7 protein-coding genes are annotated in these 13,763 nt (G+C 67.5%); 4 read left to right on the forward strand and 3 right to left on the reverse strand.

All coding sequences use genetic code 11. The features are described 5' to 3' along the window. Nucleotides 1-38: 38 nt before the first annotated feature. Nucleotides 39-839: an IclR family transcriptional regulator gene (locus ACF8LI_RS24335; protein WP_016450056.1), complete on the reverse strand. Its 801-nt coding sequence runs from the start codon at nucleotides 837-839 to the stop codon at nucleotides 39-41. A 165-nt stretch (nucleotides 840-1,004) separates the two neighbouring features. Between ACF8LI_RS24335 and ACF8LI_RS24340 the strand changes: the two genes are divergently transcribed. From ACF8LI_RS24340 to ACF8LI_RS24350, 3 genes are all read left to right on the forward strand, one after another. Further along, a complete protein-coding gene (locus ACF8LI_RS24340) occupies nucleotides 1,005-2,657 on the forward strand; it encodes a GMC family oxidoreductase (RefSeq protein ID WP_374006631.1) in 1,653 nt (550 codons plus the stop codon). 48 nt (nucleotides 2,658-2,705) lie between these two features. Continuing rightward, nucleotides 2,706-4,034, forward strand: coding sequence for an MFS transporter (locus ACF8LI_RS24345; protein ID WP_392414430.1), 1,329 nt, complete (start codon nucleotides 2,706-2,708; stop codon nucleotides 4,032-4,034). A 181-nt stretch (nucleotides 4,035-4,215) separates the two neighbouring features. Further along, nucleotides 4,216-5,076, forward strand: coding sequence for a hypothetical protein (locus ACF8LI_RS24350; RefSeq protein ID WP_392414431.1), 861 nt, complete (start codon nucleotides 4,216-4,218; stop codon nucleotides 5,074-5,076). A gap of 21 nt (nucleotides 5,077-5,097) precedes the next feature. Here the strand turns inward: ACF8LI_RS24350 and ACF8LI_RS24355 are convergent, their stop codons facing one another. Further along, nucleotides 5,098-6,063 (reverse strand): LysR family transcriptional regulator, encoded by a 966-nt coding sequence (locus ACF8LI_RS24355; protein ID WP_392414432.1) that lies wholly within the window; start codon nucleotides 6,061-6,063, stop codon nucleotides 5,098-5,100. A 129-nt stretch (nucleotides 6,064-6,192) separates the two neighbouring features. Between ACF8LI_RS24355 and ACF8LI_RS24360 the strand changes: the two genes are divergently transcribed. Then, nucleotides 6,193-7,371 (forward strand): MFS transporter, encoded by a 1,179-nt coding sequence (locus ACF8LI_RS24360; RefSeq protein ID WP_392414433.1) that lies wholly within the window; start codon nucleotides 6,193-6,195, stop codon nucleotides 7,369-7,371. A gap of 3 nt (nucleotides 7,372-7,374) precedes the next feature. Here the strand turns inward: ACF8LI_RS24360 and uvrA are convergent, their stop codons facing one another. Next, nucleotides 7,375-13,332, reverse strand: coding sequence for an excinuclease ABC subunit UvrA (gene uvrA / locus ACF8LI_RS24365; protein WP_392414434.1), 5,958 nt, complete (start codon nucleotides 13,330-13,332; stop codon nucleotides 7,375-7,377). Nucleotides 13,333-13,763 lie beyond the last annotated feature (431 nt).

Here is a 13,763-nt window from a genome sequence, read left to right on the forward strand (position 1 = left end):
GGTAGCGTGGGGGCCTTTTTTCCGGGGCGCCCAGCGCCTCAGAAGAGCAGGCCGGCCATGCGCTGGGCCGTTTCCTTCAGGTGCGGCAGGCCCTCCAGCGCCTGCGCCAGCGGCATGCGCGCCTCGGGCGCATGCACGGCCAGCGTGGCGCGGCACTGGCCCTTGGCATCGCGCACGGGCACGGCCACGGCGATCATGCCGCGCATGAATTCCTCGCGATCGCAGGAGTGGCCTTCGCGCACGATGCGCGCGCACTCCTGTGCCAGCGCCTCGCGCGTGGTCAGCGTGTTGGCCGTGCAGGCGGTGAGTTCCACGCTGTCCAGAATGGCCGCGCGCCGGGCCGCAGGCATATGGGCCAGGAACAGCTTGCCGCTGGCCGTGGCGTGGATGGGCACCATCGATCCGGCCTCCAGCTGGATACGCAGCGGCCAGTGGGTCTCGACACGGTCCAGGTAGCGCACGCGCGTGCCGTCCAGCACGGTGAGGTTGCAGGTCTCGCCCAGACGGGCCACCAGTTGGGACAGCAACTCATGGCGCAGGGCCTGGCGCGGGTCGGCTTGCAGGGCGCGCACGGCCAGGCTCAGCAGCTTGGGGCCCGGGGAGAAGCTGCGGTCACCCTCATGGCGCAACAGCCATTGCCGCGCCTCCAGGTGGGAGCACAGGCGCGAGGCCGTGGCCTTGGGCAGGTTGAGCGCGGCGGCGATGTCCATGAGGCCTGGCGGGGCCTCGGCCTGGGTCACGAAATCGAGCACGGCCAGGGAGCGATCGGAGACCGAGTTCGCTTCGTCCTGCCGTGCAGGGGTGGGGTCCGGGGCAGCGCTGGCAAGGGATGGCGGCATGGGGCGGTGTCGTGTCGTGTGGAAGGCCGGAAACGCTTTCGATCATGCCTGATCGCCAGGAGGCGGCAAGGGTTTGCGCGGGGTTGCAGTCCACGGCGGCAAAGAATAAGTTTCACTCAAAGGAACAAATAGTTCCTTCAAAAGAAACTCAAAAGGAGCCACTGCATGCCGGACCCCATCGACAGCTATGACTACGTGATCGTGGGAGCAGGCTCTGCCGGCTGCGTGCTGGCCGCGCGCCTGTCCGAGGACCCGGCCACGCGGGTGCTGCTGCTGGAGGCCGGCCCGCCGGACCGCTCGCCCTGGATTCACCTGCCCATCGGTTACGGCAAGACCATGTGGAGCCCCGTCTACAACTGGAAGTTCGAGACCGACCCGGACCCCAACATGAACGGCAGGCGCATCTACTGGCCGCGCGGCCGCACGCTGGGCGGCAGCAGTTCGATCAACGGCCTGATCTACGTGCGCGGCCAGCGCGAGGACTACGACCACTGGGCGGCGCTGGGCAATGCGGGCTGGTCGTATGAGGAGGTGCTGCCCTACTTTGTGAAGTCCGAAGGCAATGCGCGCGGCGCCTTCCCGGGCCATGGCGCGGACGGGCCGCTCAAGGTCTCGGACATCGGCGCACAGCATCCGCTGATCGAGGCCTTCATTGCCGGTGCAGGCCAGGTCGGCGTGCCCCGCACCGAGGACTTCAACGGCCGCGACCAGGAGGGCGCAGGCTACTACCAGCTCACCACCCACAAGGGCCTGCGCTGCAGCACGGCCAAGGCCTATCTGGGCGAGGCCCGGCGCCGCCCCAATCTGCGCATAGAGACCGACGCCATGGCCACGCAGCTGGTGCTGCGCGGCCGGCGCGCCACCGGCATCCGCTACCGGCAAGGCGGGCAGGAGCGCCAGGCCCAGGCGCGGGCCGAGGTGATTCTGTCGGCAGGCGCCATCCAGTCGCCGCAGCTGCTGCAACTGTCGGGCATAGGCCCGGCCGCGCTGTTGCAGTCCCTGGGGATTCCCGTGGTGCACGACCTGCCGGGCGTGGGCGAGAACCTGCAGGACCATCTTCAGATCCGCCTGGGCTACGAATGCAGCCAGCCCATCACCACCAATGACCAGCTCAATTCCTGGGTGGGCAGGACAAAGCTGGGGCTGGAATGGCTGCTGTTCCGCTCGGGCGCGCTGGCCGTGGGCATCAACCAGGGCGGCTGCTTCATGCGTGCGCTCAGGGACGAGCAGGGCCGGCCCGTGGCGGCCACGCCCGACATCCAGTTCCACGTCTCCACGCTGTCGGCCGACATGGCAGGCGGGCAGGTCCATCCGTACTCGGGCTTCACCATGTCGGTCTGCCAGCTGCGGCCCGAGTCACGCGGGCAGTTGCGCATCCGTTCGCGCGATGCCTTCGAGCCGCCTTCCATCCAGCCCAACTACCTGGCCACCGAACTGGACCGCCGCACCAATGTGGCGGCCGTGCGTGCCGCACGCGCCATTGCCGACACGCCGGCCATGCGCCCCTTCGTGAAGCGCGAGGTCAAGCCCGGCCCCGATGCGCACAGCGATGCTCAACTGCTGGAGTTCTGCCGCAACCACGGCGCCACCATCTTCCACCCCAGCGGCACCTGCCGCATGGGCAGCGACGCCCTGGCCGTGGTCGATGCGCGCCTGCGCGTGCACGGCATGGCCGGCCTGCGCGTGGTCGATTGCTCGGTCATGCCCACCCTGGTCTCGGGCAACACCAATGCGCCCGTGGTGATGATGGCCGAGAAGGCCGCCGACATGGTTCGCGAAGACAGGCACGGAGAGACAGGGCAGCTCAAGGTCGCATGACTGCCCGTTCCTGCATCCCGGCAATGCGACAGACAACCAGGAGACAGCATGACGACGGCAACCGATCCCAGGGTCATCCGCAAGGTGGTGACCTCCGCGCTCATCGGCGCAACCATCGAGTGGTATGACTTCTTCCTGTACGGCGTGGTCGCCGGCATCGTGTTCAGCAAGCTGTACTTTCCCAGCGACGATCCGCTGATCTCCACGCTGCTGGCCTACACCACCTTTGCCGTGGGCTTTGTCACGCGGCCGCTGGGCGGGGTGATCTTCGGGCACTTCGGCGACCGCGTGGGGCGCAAGAGCATCCTGGTGGTCACGCTGATGATCATGGGCGTGTCCACCTTCCTGATCGGCCTGCTGCCCACGCATGCCCAGATCGGCGTGGCCGCGCCCGTGCTGCTGCTGCTGTTGCGCGTGGCCCAGGGCATAGGCCTGGGCGGCGAATGGGGCGGCGCCGTGCTCATGGCTTACGAATACGCGCCCAAGGAAAAGCGGGGCTTCTACGCCTCCCTGCCGCAGGTGGGCCTGGCCATCGGCCTGTTCATGGCCTCGGGCGTGGTGGCCCTGCTGTCCTGGCTGTGCACCGAAGAGCAGTTCATGGCCTGGGGCTGGCGCGTCGCGTTCCTGATCTCGGGACTCATGGTGGCCGTGGGCATGTACATCCGCCTGCATGTGAAGGAGACGCCCGAATTCGCGGCCGTCAAGGCACGCAATGCCGAGACCGCGATTCCCTTCATGGACATGATGCGGCGCTACCCCGGCAATGTGCTCAAGGGCATGGGCGCACGCTATATCGACGGCGTGTTCTTCAACGTCTTCGGCGTGTTCTCTATCAGCTACCTGACCTCCACGCTGCAGATCAGCCGCACGGATGCATTGATCGGCGTGATGGTCGCCGCCGTGGTGATGTGCTTCACGATTCCGCTGTTCGGCCGCCTGTCCGACCGCCTGGGCCGCAGCCGCGTGTATCTGTGGGGATCGCTGATCACCGCCATCTCGGCCTTCCCCGCCTTCTGGCTCATGGCCCACAGCGGCGGCAATGTGCTGCTGATATGGATAGCCATCGTCGTGCCCTTCGGCATTCTCTACGCGGCGGTCTACGGTCCCGAGGCCGCCCTGTTCTGCGACCTGTTCGACGCCAAGGTGCGCTACACCGGCATTTCCTTCGTCTACCAGTTCTCGGGCATTTTCGCGTCCGGCATCACGCCCATCATTGCGACGGCGCTGGTCAAGACGGCCGGTGGCAGCCCGTGGCTGGTGTGCCTGTATGTAGTGTTTGCGGGCGCGGTATCGGCCTGGTGTGCCTGGGCGATTGGTCGGGATGGACAGGGAGCCCGCGCCTTTCGGCCCGTGGGCAATGCCAGGGCAGGCCTGTGAATGGATGGAATCCGGGCGCTTTCAAGAAAGTTTGAATACGCACGCCGGAAAACACATTGCCGGCGTACGAACCCATTTCAGGGACTCCAGCAAGAACCACTCAAAATCATCGCACTGTTTCTCTTTGTAAAGACGATGGCTAGAATGCCCATGCATTTTCTTAATCAGACAGAGAGGGACCATGTTCAAGAAAACATTGGCAGCAGCCATCTTGCTGGGCTGCGGCCTGGCGCACGCATTCATGCCCAGCAATGGCACCTGGGTCGTGACTTCGGAGCTTGATGGCAAACCCGGGCGCGGGCTGGCCATCGACGCACAGAACGGCACGCTGGTCATGCAAATGTATGCTTATGAGAGCAATGGCCAGCCCAGCTTCTACATGACCTCGGGTTCACTGAGCAACAACCGTTTTTCTGCGCCGCTGATGCGCTACAAGGGCGGTCGCCACCTGGGCAGCGGCCCGCTTTCGGGCTCCGAGGACCGCAACATGGGCCAGGTCAGCATCCGTTTCACCAGTGGTGTCTCCGGCTTCATCACACTGCCCGGAGAGCGTGAGGTGGCGATCTCGCGGTTCAACTTCGGCTATCCGGCCACGGCCTCCAGCCTGCGTGGCGTCTGGAACATGACCTCCTGGGGCTCGGAGGGCCTTCAAACCGTGGCTGCGGAATTGACTCGTCAAGGCGGTGCCACTGCCAACGGCAATGGCATCATGGCAACCGAGGATGGTCAGTTCCTCTGCGAGCATCAGGTCCGCGGCACGCTTGCGGGCCAGACACTGTGTGTCTGGGTCAACAGCTCGGGCCAGATTCTGCGCGGCTATCGCTACGTCTACAGCATCAACGACGGCGACGGAATTTCCAACACCAATGGCGACCGTGCCGACCAGCGCCTGTTCGTCAAGCGCTGGACCACACCGCAGAACGTGAGCACCGGCATCGTCTACGCCAATTCGGCCCCTGCAGAGCCCGCATACTCGGCGCTGCTGGAGTACATCGAGAGCCAGAGCCTCAACGCCACCCCCCTGCCAGGCGAGCAGGAGTAATACAGGACCTACCAGCCCGCCTCAGCGCAGCGCCGGCAGCTGCTCCGCATGCCGCAGGTCCACATGCGCCTGCAGAAAGTCGAGCACGACACGCGTGCGCGGGGGCAGGCGGTCGGGCTTGCCCAGGTAGACGGCATGGATGGGCTCCAGGTCGCCCGTGTTGAATTCCTCCAGCACGGGCACCAGCCGGCCGGCGAGCACGTCGGCCCAGGCGTGGTACAGCGACAGGCGGGCCAGGCCCGTGCCGTGCAGCGCCAGCTCGCGCATCACATCGCCGTCGTTGACGCGCACCACCTCCCCGATATCGACGGCCACGCGCTGGCCGTCCACCAGAAATGGCCAGTGCGGTATGGCGCGCTGGTAGCTCCAGCCCAGGCGCACATGGTGGCCCAGCTCGTCCGGATGCAGGGGTCTGCCCATGCGGGCCAAGTACTGCGGTGAGGCCAGGATGACCTGCCGCGTGTGGCCCAGCAGCCGCGCGACCATGTCCGAGGGCGGAAGCTGACCCCAGCGCACGGCGATGTCGGTGCCGGCCTCTACCAGGTCCACGATCTGGTCCGTGAAGCTCAGTTCCAGGCTCAGCCCGGGATGGCGCTGCAGCAATTGCGGCACCAGGGGCACGAGCAGCATTTTTCCGGTCGATGAGCTGGTGTTGATGCGCACCAGGCCGCGTGGTTCGCTGCGCACGGCCACGCAGGCCTCCAGTTCCTCCAGGTCGGCCAGCACGCGCTTGCCGCGCTCGAACAGCTGGCAGCCTTCGGGCGTGAGATGCAGGCGCCGCGTGCTGCGCTGCAGCAGTTGCACGCCCAGGCGCGCCTCCAGCCGCGACATGCTCTTGCTGACGGCCGAGGGCGAGATGCCCAGGTGGCGCGCAGCGGCCGAGAGGCTGCCGCGCTCGGCCACCAGGATCAGCATTTCCAGCTCGGCAAAGCGGTTGGCATCGGCGTTGCCTGTGTCGGTGGCCGTGGGTGGGGCAAGTGCGGGCATGGCGTCTCCTGAAAAGAGGTCATCTATTCCACACAGGAACAGATCCGTTTCCATTATTCCATCTACACAAAGGTATGTTGCAGTGCGACATTAATGGACATCACACCAAGGATCACAAGGAATCCGTCCATGCCTCTTTCCCTACTCGCCCTGGCGGCCGGTGCCTTTGGCATCGGCACCACGGAATTCATCATCATGGGCCTGCTGACACAGGTCAGCCAGGATCTTCACATCAGCATTCCCACGGCGGGCTCGCTGATTTCGGGCTACGCCATCGGCGTGGCCGTGGGCGCGCCCGTGCTCACGCTGCTGACGCGCCAATGGCCGCGCAAGCGCCTGCTGCTGGCGCTGATGCTGATCTTCATCGCCGGCAATCTGGCCGCCGCGTTCGCGCCCAGCTATGAATGGCTGATGTCGGCGCGCGTGCTGACCTCGCTGACCCACGGCACCTTCTTCGGCGTGGGCGCCGTGGTGGCCACGGGCCTGGTGCCCGCGGACAAGAAGGCGTCGGCGATTGCGCTGATGTTCTCGGGCCTGACCCTGGCCACCCTGCTCGGCGTGCCTGCCGGCGCCTGGATCGGCCAGATGTTCGGCTGGCGCAGCGCCTTCCTGGCCGTGGCCGCGATCGGCGTGCTGGCCTTTGCCATCCTGGCCGCCTTCGTGCCGCGCGACCAGGGCCGCCCCGAGGTCACGCCGCTGGCGCAGGAGCTGGCCGTGCTGGCCAACGGCCAGGTCTGGCTGGGCCTGGGCATCACGGCCTTCGGCTTTGCGGGCGTGTTTGCGCTCTACACCTATGTGGAGCCGCTGCTGACCCAGGTGACCCGCATGGGCGACAGCCTGGTGGCGCTGACCCTGCTGCTGTTCGGCGCGGGCCTGGCCGCAGGCAATCTGCTGGGCGGCAAGCTGGCCGACCGGGGCGTGATGCGCGCCCTGGTGTGGAGCATTGCGGCGCTGATGGTGGTGCTGGCGGCAGGCCGCTGGGCCTTCGGGAACCAGGCCGTGGCCATGGCCTATGTGATCGTGCTGGGCGTCGTGGCCTTCGCCACGGTGGCTCCCATGCAGATGCGCGTGCTGGACCAGGCCGGCCCCCAGGGCGCCAACCTGGTCTCCAGCCTGAACATTGCGGCCTTCAACCTGGGCAATGCCCTGGGTGCCTGGGTCGGCGGCCTGGCCCTGGCCGGTGGCCTGGGCCTGGTCAACCTGGGCTGGGCCGCCGCCGCGCTGACGGCCGTGGGCCTGGTGCTGGTCTTCTGGAGCAGCCGCCTGCCCGCAGACTCCGCACGCAGCGCAGGCGTGGCCTGCGCCTGAGGCTCAACGGGCCAGCACGGGCTTGAGCGCCTTGCCCGTGTGCGTGCCCGCCGCCACCAGATCCTCGGGCGTGCCGGCCGCAATGATGCGGCCGCCGTCCTTGCCACCTTCGGGGCCGAGGTCGATGATCCAGTCGGCCTCGGCGATCACGTCCAGGTCATGCTCGATGACGACCACGCTGTGGCCCGCATCCACCAGGCGGTGCAGCACGCGGATGAGCTTGTCCACGTCGGCCATGTGCAGGCCCACCGTGGGTTCGTCCAGCACATAGAGCGTGTGCGGCGCCTTGTTGCCGCGCCGGGTCACGTCGTCGCGCACCTTGGTCAGCTCGGTGACGAGCTTGATGCGCTGGGCCTCGCCGCCCGACAGCGTGGGCGAAGGCTGGCCCAGCGTGAGATAGCCCAGGCCCACGTCCTTGAGCAGTTGCAGCGGGTGGGCGATGCTGGGCATGCTGGCGAAGAACTCGACGGCCTCGTCCACCTCCATCTGCAGCACGTCGCCAATGCTCTTGCCGCGCCAGGAGACGGCCAGGGTCTCGGGGTTGAAGCGCGCGCCGTGGCAGACCTCGCACGGCACCTTCACGTCGGGCAGGAAGCTCATCTCGATGGTGCGCATGCCCTGGCCCTCGCAGGCCGGGCAGCGGCCTTCGCCGGTGTTGAACGAGAAGCGGCCGGCCGCGTAGCCGCGCGCCTTGGCCTCCAGCGTTTCGGCGTAGAGCTTGCGGATGGTGTCCCAGAAGCCGATGTAGGTGGCCGGGCAGCTGCGCGGGGTCTTGCCGATGGGGGTCTGGTCCACTTCCAGCACGCGGTCTATGCCCTCGAAGCCCTGCAGGCCCTTGCAGCCGGACAGCGGCGGCGCCTTGCCCGCATCCATGGCATCGCGCCCGGCCTTGGTGGCGCGCTGGCCCACCCAGGCGGCCACATTGGCCAGCATCACGTCGCGCGCCAGCGTGGACTTGCCCGAGCCGCTGACGCCCGTGACGGCCACCAGGCGCTTGAGCGGCACGCGCGCATCCACGTTCTGCAGGTTGTGCAAATGGGCGCCGCGCACGGTCAGCCAGCCCAGTGCGTCGGACGCGGGTTCGGCTTCGACAACGACAGGCGCGGCCTTCTTTTTGGATTTGGATACCTTGACAGGCGCGGGTTCCGGCACCGGTTCGGCCACGGCGGCAAGCTCGGCGGCCGCCTGCGGCGGCTGGCCTTCGCCCACCCAGCGGCGCGGCTGGAACGGGTGGCGCATGGCGTGCAGCAAGTAGCGGCCCGTGATGGAGTCCTCGGCCGCCATGATGTCGGCCGCCGTGCCCTGGGCCACCAGGCGGCCGCCGCGTATGCCGGCGCTGGGGCCGATGTCGATGATGTGGTCGGCGCGGCGGATGGTGTCTTCGTCATGCTCGACCACGACCAGGGTGTTGCCCTTGTCGCCCAGCTTGTGCAGGGCGTTGAGCAGGATCTGGTTGTCGCGCGCATGCAGGCCGATGGTGGGTTCGTCCAGCACATAGCACACGCCCTGCAGGTTGCTGCCCAGTTGCGCGGCCAGGCGGATGCGCTGGGCCTCGCCGCCCGACAGCGTGGGCGCGCCACGGTCCAGCGTCAGGTAGCCCAGGCCCACTTCCTCGAGGAATTCGAGGCGGCTCTGGATCTCGGGGATGAGGTCGCGCGCAATATCGGCCTCGCGGCCCGACATCGCCAGCGCCTGCACCCATTTGCGCACGTCGTTGACCGACAGCTGGGCGATCTCGGCAATGCCCACGCCATGGAAGCGCACGGCGCGCGCCGTGGCGTTCAGGCGTGTGCCCTGGCAGGTGGGGCAGGTCACTTCGGCCAGGTCTTCGATTTCCTGGCCTTCGAACTTGACCTCGCGGCCCCGGTTGTCCTCGACCAGCAGGGTGTCGTCATAGACCTTGCGCTGGTCCTTGGTGAGCTTGACGCCCGTGCCCACGCAGTCGGGGCACCAGCCGTGCTTGCTGTTGTAGGAAAACAGGCGCGGGTCCAGCTCGGCATAGCTGGTGGCACAGACCGGGCAGGCGCGCTGGGTGGAGAACACCTGCAGGCTGCCGATGCCGGCCGTGCTCCGGCCGCCGGCCATGGCATCGGCCAGGTTGTCCAGGCCGGACAGCACATGCAGCACGCCCTTGCCTGTTTCCAGCGCCTGCGCCAGGTGGCCGCGCAGCTCGCGCTCGCTGGCCGCCGTGACGGTGATGCTGGCCACGGGCAGCTCGATGGTGTGTTCCTTGAAGCGGTCGATGCGCGGGAATCCCGTGGTGGGCAGGAATTCGCCGTCCACGCGCAGATGGGTGTAGCCGCGTGGCCGAGCCCAGTCGGCCAGCTCGGTGTAGACGCCCTTGCGGTTGACCACCAGCGGCGCCAGCAGGCCGATGGTCTGGCCCCGGAACTGCGTGAGCAGCTGGGCCGCGATGCTTTCCTCCGTCTGCGGCTGCACGGCGGCGCCGTCGTGGATGCAGTGCTGCGTGCCCAGCTTGACGTAGAGCAGGCGCAGGAAGTGCCAGACCTCGGTGGTCGTGCCCACGGTGGACTTGCGCCCGCCGCGCGACAGGCGCTGCTCGATGGCCACGGTGGGCGGAATGCCGTAGACCGCATCCACCTCGGGCCGGCCCGCAGGCTGGACGATGGAGCGCGCATAGGCGTTGAGCGATTCCAGGTAGCGTCGCTGCCCTTCGTTGAACAGGATGTCGAAGGCCAGCGTGGACTTGCCCGAGCCCGAGACACCCGTCACCACGTTGAACTTGCCGCGAGGAATCTCCACCGACAGCTGCTTGAGGTTGTGCTCCTTGGCGTTGACGATCTCGATGGCATTCCTGGCGGCCGCCCCCGACATGGCATGCGCCTTGCGCTGGCTCTTGTAGAGCATGGGGGCGACCTCGCGCACGGCCTCGCCGCCCACGCCCATGGCCAGGTCGTACTCGCGCAGCGCCTGGGCCGTGTGCGAGCCAGGCACCTGGCGCACCTCCTCGGGCGTGCCCTGGGCCACGATGGCGCCGCCGCCGTCGCCGCCTTCGGGACCGAGGTCGATCAGCCAGTCGCTGGCACGGATCACGTCCAGGTTGTGCTCGATGACGATCAGCGAATGGCCGGCCTCCAGCAGCTTGCGCAGCGCGCGCATGAGCTTGGCGATGTCGTCGAAGTGCAGGCCCGTGGTGGGCTCGTCGAACAGGAACAATGTGCCCTTCTTGGCCAGCGCCTGCTTCGACTTGGCCTGGGACTTGGCCGCCTCGGCCAGGAAGCCCGCGAGCTTGAGGCGCTGGGCCTCGCCGCCCGACAGCGTGGGCACGGGCTGGCCCAGCTTCACGTATTCAAGGCCCACATCGACGATGGGCTGCAGGGCGCGGATGACCTCGCGGTCCTGGGCGAACAGCAGGGCCGCCTCGGCCACGGTGAGCTCCAGCACATCGGCCACGTTGAGCTTGCGCGGCTGCAGCTCGCCGGCCGCGTGGCGCTCGATCGTGACTTCCAGGATCTCGGGGCGGTAGCGCGTGCCGTTGCAGTCGGGGCAGCGCAGGTAGACATCGGAGAGGAACTGCATCTCCACATGCTCGAAGCCCGAGCCGCCGCAGGTGGGGCAGCGGCCGTCGCCGCTGTTGAAGCTGAACTTGGCGGCCGTGTAGCCGCGCTGGCGCGACAGCGGCGCAATGGCGAACAGCTCGCGGATGGAGTCCCAGGCGCCCACGTAGCTGGCCGGGTTGGAGCGCGCCGTCTTGCCGATGGGCGACTGGTCCACGAACATCACGTCGCTCAGGTGGTCGGCGCCCAGCAGGCGCTCGAAGGCGCCGGCCGCATCCGTGGGCTTGCCGAAGTGGCGCATCAGCGCGGGCACCAGCACGTCCTGGATCAGCGTGGACTTGCCCGAGCCGCTGACGCCGGTGATGGTGACCAGGCGCTGCAGCGGAAAGTCCACGTCGATGCTGCGCAGGTTGTGCTCGCGCGCGCCTTCGAGGATGAGGCGCGGCGTGGACTCGGTCACCATGCGCTTGAGGCCGAAGCCCACCTGCTTGCGGCCGCCCAGGTAGGCGCCGGTCAGCGTGTCGGCATGTCGCAGGTCCTCGGGCGTGCCGTCGAAGACGATCTGGCCGCCGCGCGCGCCGGGGCCGGGGCCCATGTCGATCATGCGGTCGGCCGCGAACATCACGGCCGGGTCATGCTCGACCACGACCAGGGTGTTGCCTGCATCGCGCAGGCGCTGCATGGCCTCGGTGATGCGTTCCATGTCGCGCGGGTGCAGGCCGATGCTGGGCTCGTCGAGCACGAACAGGGTGTTGACCAGCGAGGTGCCCAGGGCCGTGGTCAGGTTGATGCGCTGCACCTCGCCGCCCGACAGCGTACGGCTCTGGCGGTCCAGCGTGAGGTAGCCGATGCCCACGTCGCACAGGTACTGCACGCGCGCCATGATTTCGGCGTGCAGCATCTTGAGGGCCTGGGCCTCGCCGTCATGCAGCGGGGCGTCGGCAGCCGGCGCCAGCTGCTGGAAGAAATCACGCAGCCGCACCAGGGGCAGCTGCATCAGGTCGTGCAGGCACAGGCCCGGCAGCGCGTCCAGCTGCTCGCGGCTCCAGGCCACGCCCTTCGGCATGAAGCGGCGGTAGCGGCCTTCGTCGCCGGGCGGCAGCACGGCATCGGCGGCCTGCTTGCCGCCCAGGCGCCACAGCAGGCTTTCGGTCTTCAGGCGCGCGCCGCCGCAGGTGGGGCATTCGGTATAGCTGCGGTACTTGGACAGCAGCACCCGGATGTGCATCTTGTAGGCCTTGCTCTCCAGGTATTCGAAGAAGCGCTTGATGCCGTACCAGGTCTGGGTCCACTTGCCATTCCAGTTGGGCGAGCCGTCCAGCACCCAGCTTTTCTGCGCATCGGTGAGCTTGGCCCAGGCCGTGTCGCGCGGGATGCCTTCGGCCTCGGCGTGGCGCATCAGGTCGTCCTGGATCTCCTTCCAGGCCGGCGTCTGCACGGGCTTGATGGCACCCGTGCGCAGGGTGAGCTTGTCGTTGGGGATGACAAGCCCCCAGTCCACGCCGATCACGCGGCCAAAGCCCCGGCAGGCCTCGCAGGCACCCACGGCGGAGTTGAAGGAGAACAGCGAGGGAATCGGCTCCTGGTAGCTCAGGCCGCTTTCGGGGCAGTGCAGGCCCAGCGAGAACTTCCACAGCTGGGGCTCGGTGGGCTGGCCACCTGCAGCTTCCACGGCGGATTCAGGCAGCACATAGACCGTCATGTGGCCGCTGCCGCGCTTGAGCGCGACCTCGATGGCCTCGTAGACACGGGCACGCTCCACATTGCCCAGGCGGAAGCGGTCGGCCACCACGTCCAGCATCTTGACCTTAAGCGGCGCCGCCGCCTTGGCCTTCTTGCCCTTGGCGTCTGCAGCGGGCTCCACGGCGCCCGCCTTCTCCGCCTCGCGCTCGGCCTGGACCTTGGTGAAGCCGCTGGCCGACAGCCATTGCTCCACCTCGGCGGCCGTGGTGTTGGCGGGCAGCTCGACGGGGAAGGTGATGGCGATGCGCGGATCACCGGCCTGCCGGCAACGCTCGGCCAGCTCCTCCAGCACGCTGTCGGGCGTGTCGTGGCGCACGGGCACGGCGGTGTCGCGGTCGAACAGCTGGGCCGCACGCGCGAACAGCAGCTTCAGGTGATCGTTGAGCTCGGTCATCGTGCCCACGGTGGAGCGCGAGTTGCGGACGGGATTGGTCTGGTCGATGGCGATGGCCGGCGGCACACCTTCCACACGGTCCACGGCCGGCTTGTCCATGCGGTCCAGGAACTGCCGCGCATAGGCCGAGAAGGTCTCGACATAGCGGCGCTGGCCTTCGGCATACAGGGTATCGAACACCAGACTGGACTTGCCCGAGCCGCTGGGCCCCGTGACCACGGTCAGCTCGCCGGTACGGATGTCGAGATCCAGGTTCTGGAGATTGTGCTGGCGTGCGCCGCGAATTCGAATCAGACCGTGCGTCATGGATGTTGTGTGGTCAGTGGGAGCCAAACATTCTAGGCAGTCCATGCGTCAGGCATCGGACGCTTCTCAATACCTGTATTTTCATACAGGTTAAACACAAAACGCCTCCTCAACGCATCCGCGCGACCATAAAAAAACCCCGGAACCAGTCCGGGGCTCGTGCCTCTTTCAAGGTCTTACTTGGCCATCTGCACGGAGGCAGGCATGGCCTGCCCGTCCGGCACGCCCTTCACCTGGGTGATGGCCAGCAGCGACACGACAACAAAGGCCAGGCAACCGGCCGCGATGATCCTCATGGGTATTTCCTTGATCAGGCTGTGAAAAGACGGGCCCAGACAAAAAGGCCCCGCACCTTTCGGTACGAGGCCTGATGGCAGGCAGGTGCTGATTGGAACAGACCTGCTTTGCTCGCGGCTTACGCCGCGCGGCGA

Source organism: Delftia sp. WSY_12 (assembly GCF_043104645.1).
Classification (GTDB): domain Bacteria; phylum Pseudomonadota; class Gammaproteobacteria; order Burkholderiales; family Burkholderiaceae_C; genus Comamonas; species Comamonas tsuruhatensis.

Bases quoted from the DNA above. Each gene is read 5' to 3' on its own strand.
- ACF8LI_RS24345 (WP_392414430.1), top strand. From the start codon at position 2,706: ATGACGACGGCAACCGATCCCAGGGTCATCCGCAAGGTGGTGACCTCC.
- ACF8LI_RS24335 (WP_016450056.1), bottom strand. From the start codon at position 839: ATGCCGCCATCCCTTGCCAGCGCTGCCCCGGACCCCACCCCTGCACGG.
- ACF8LI_RS24355 (WP_392414432.1), bottom strand. From the start codon at position 6,063: ATGCCCGCACTTGCCCCACCCACGGCCACCGACACAGGCAACGCCGAT.
- ACF8LI_RS24350 (WP_392414431.1), top strand. From the start codon at position 4,216: ATGTTCAAGAAAACATTGGCAGCAGCCATCTTGCTGGGCTGCGGCCTG.
- ACF8LI_RS24360 (WP_392414433.1), top strand. From the start codon at position 6,193: ATGCCTCTTTCCCTACTCGCCCTGGCGGCCGGTGCCTTTGGCATCGGC.
- uvrA (WP_392414434.1), bottom strand. From the start codon at position 13,332: ATGACGCACGGTCTGATTCGAATTCGCGGCGCACGCCAGCACAATCTC.
- ACF8LI_RS24340 (WP_374006631.1), top strand. From the start codon at position 1,005: ATGCCGGACCCCATCGACAGCTATGACTACGTGATCGTGGGAGCAGGC.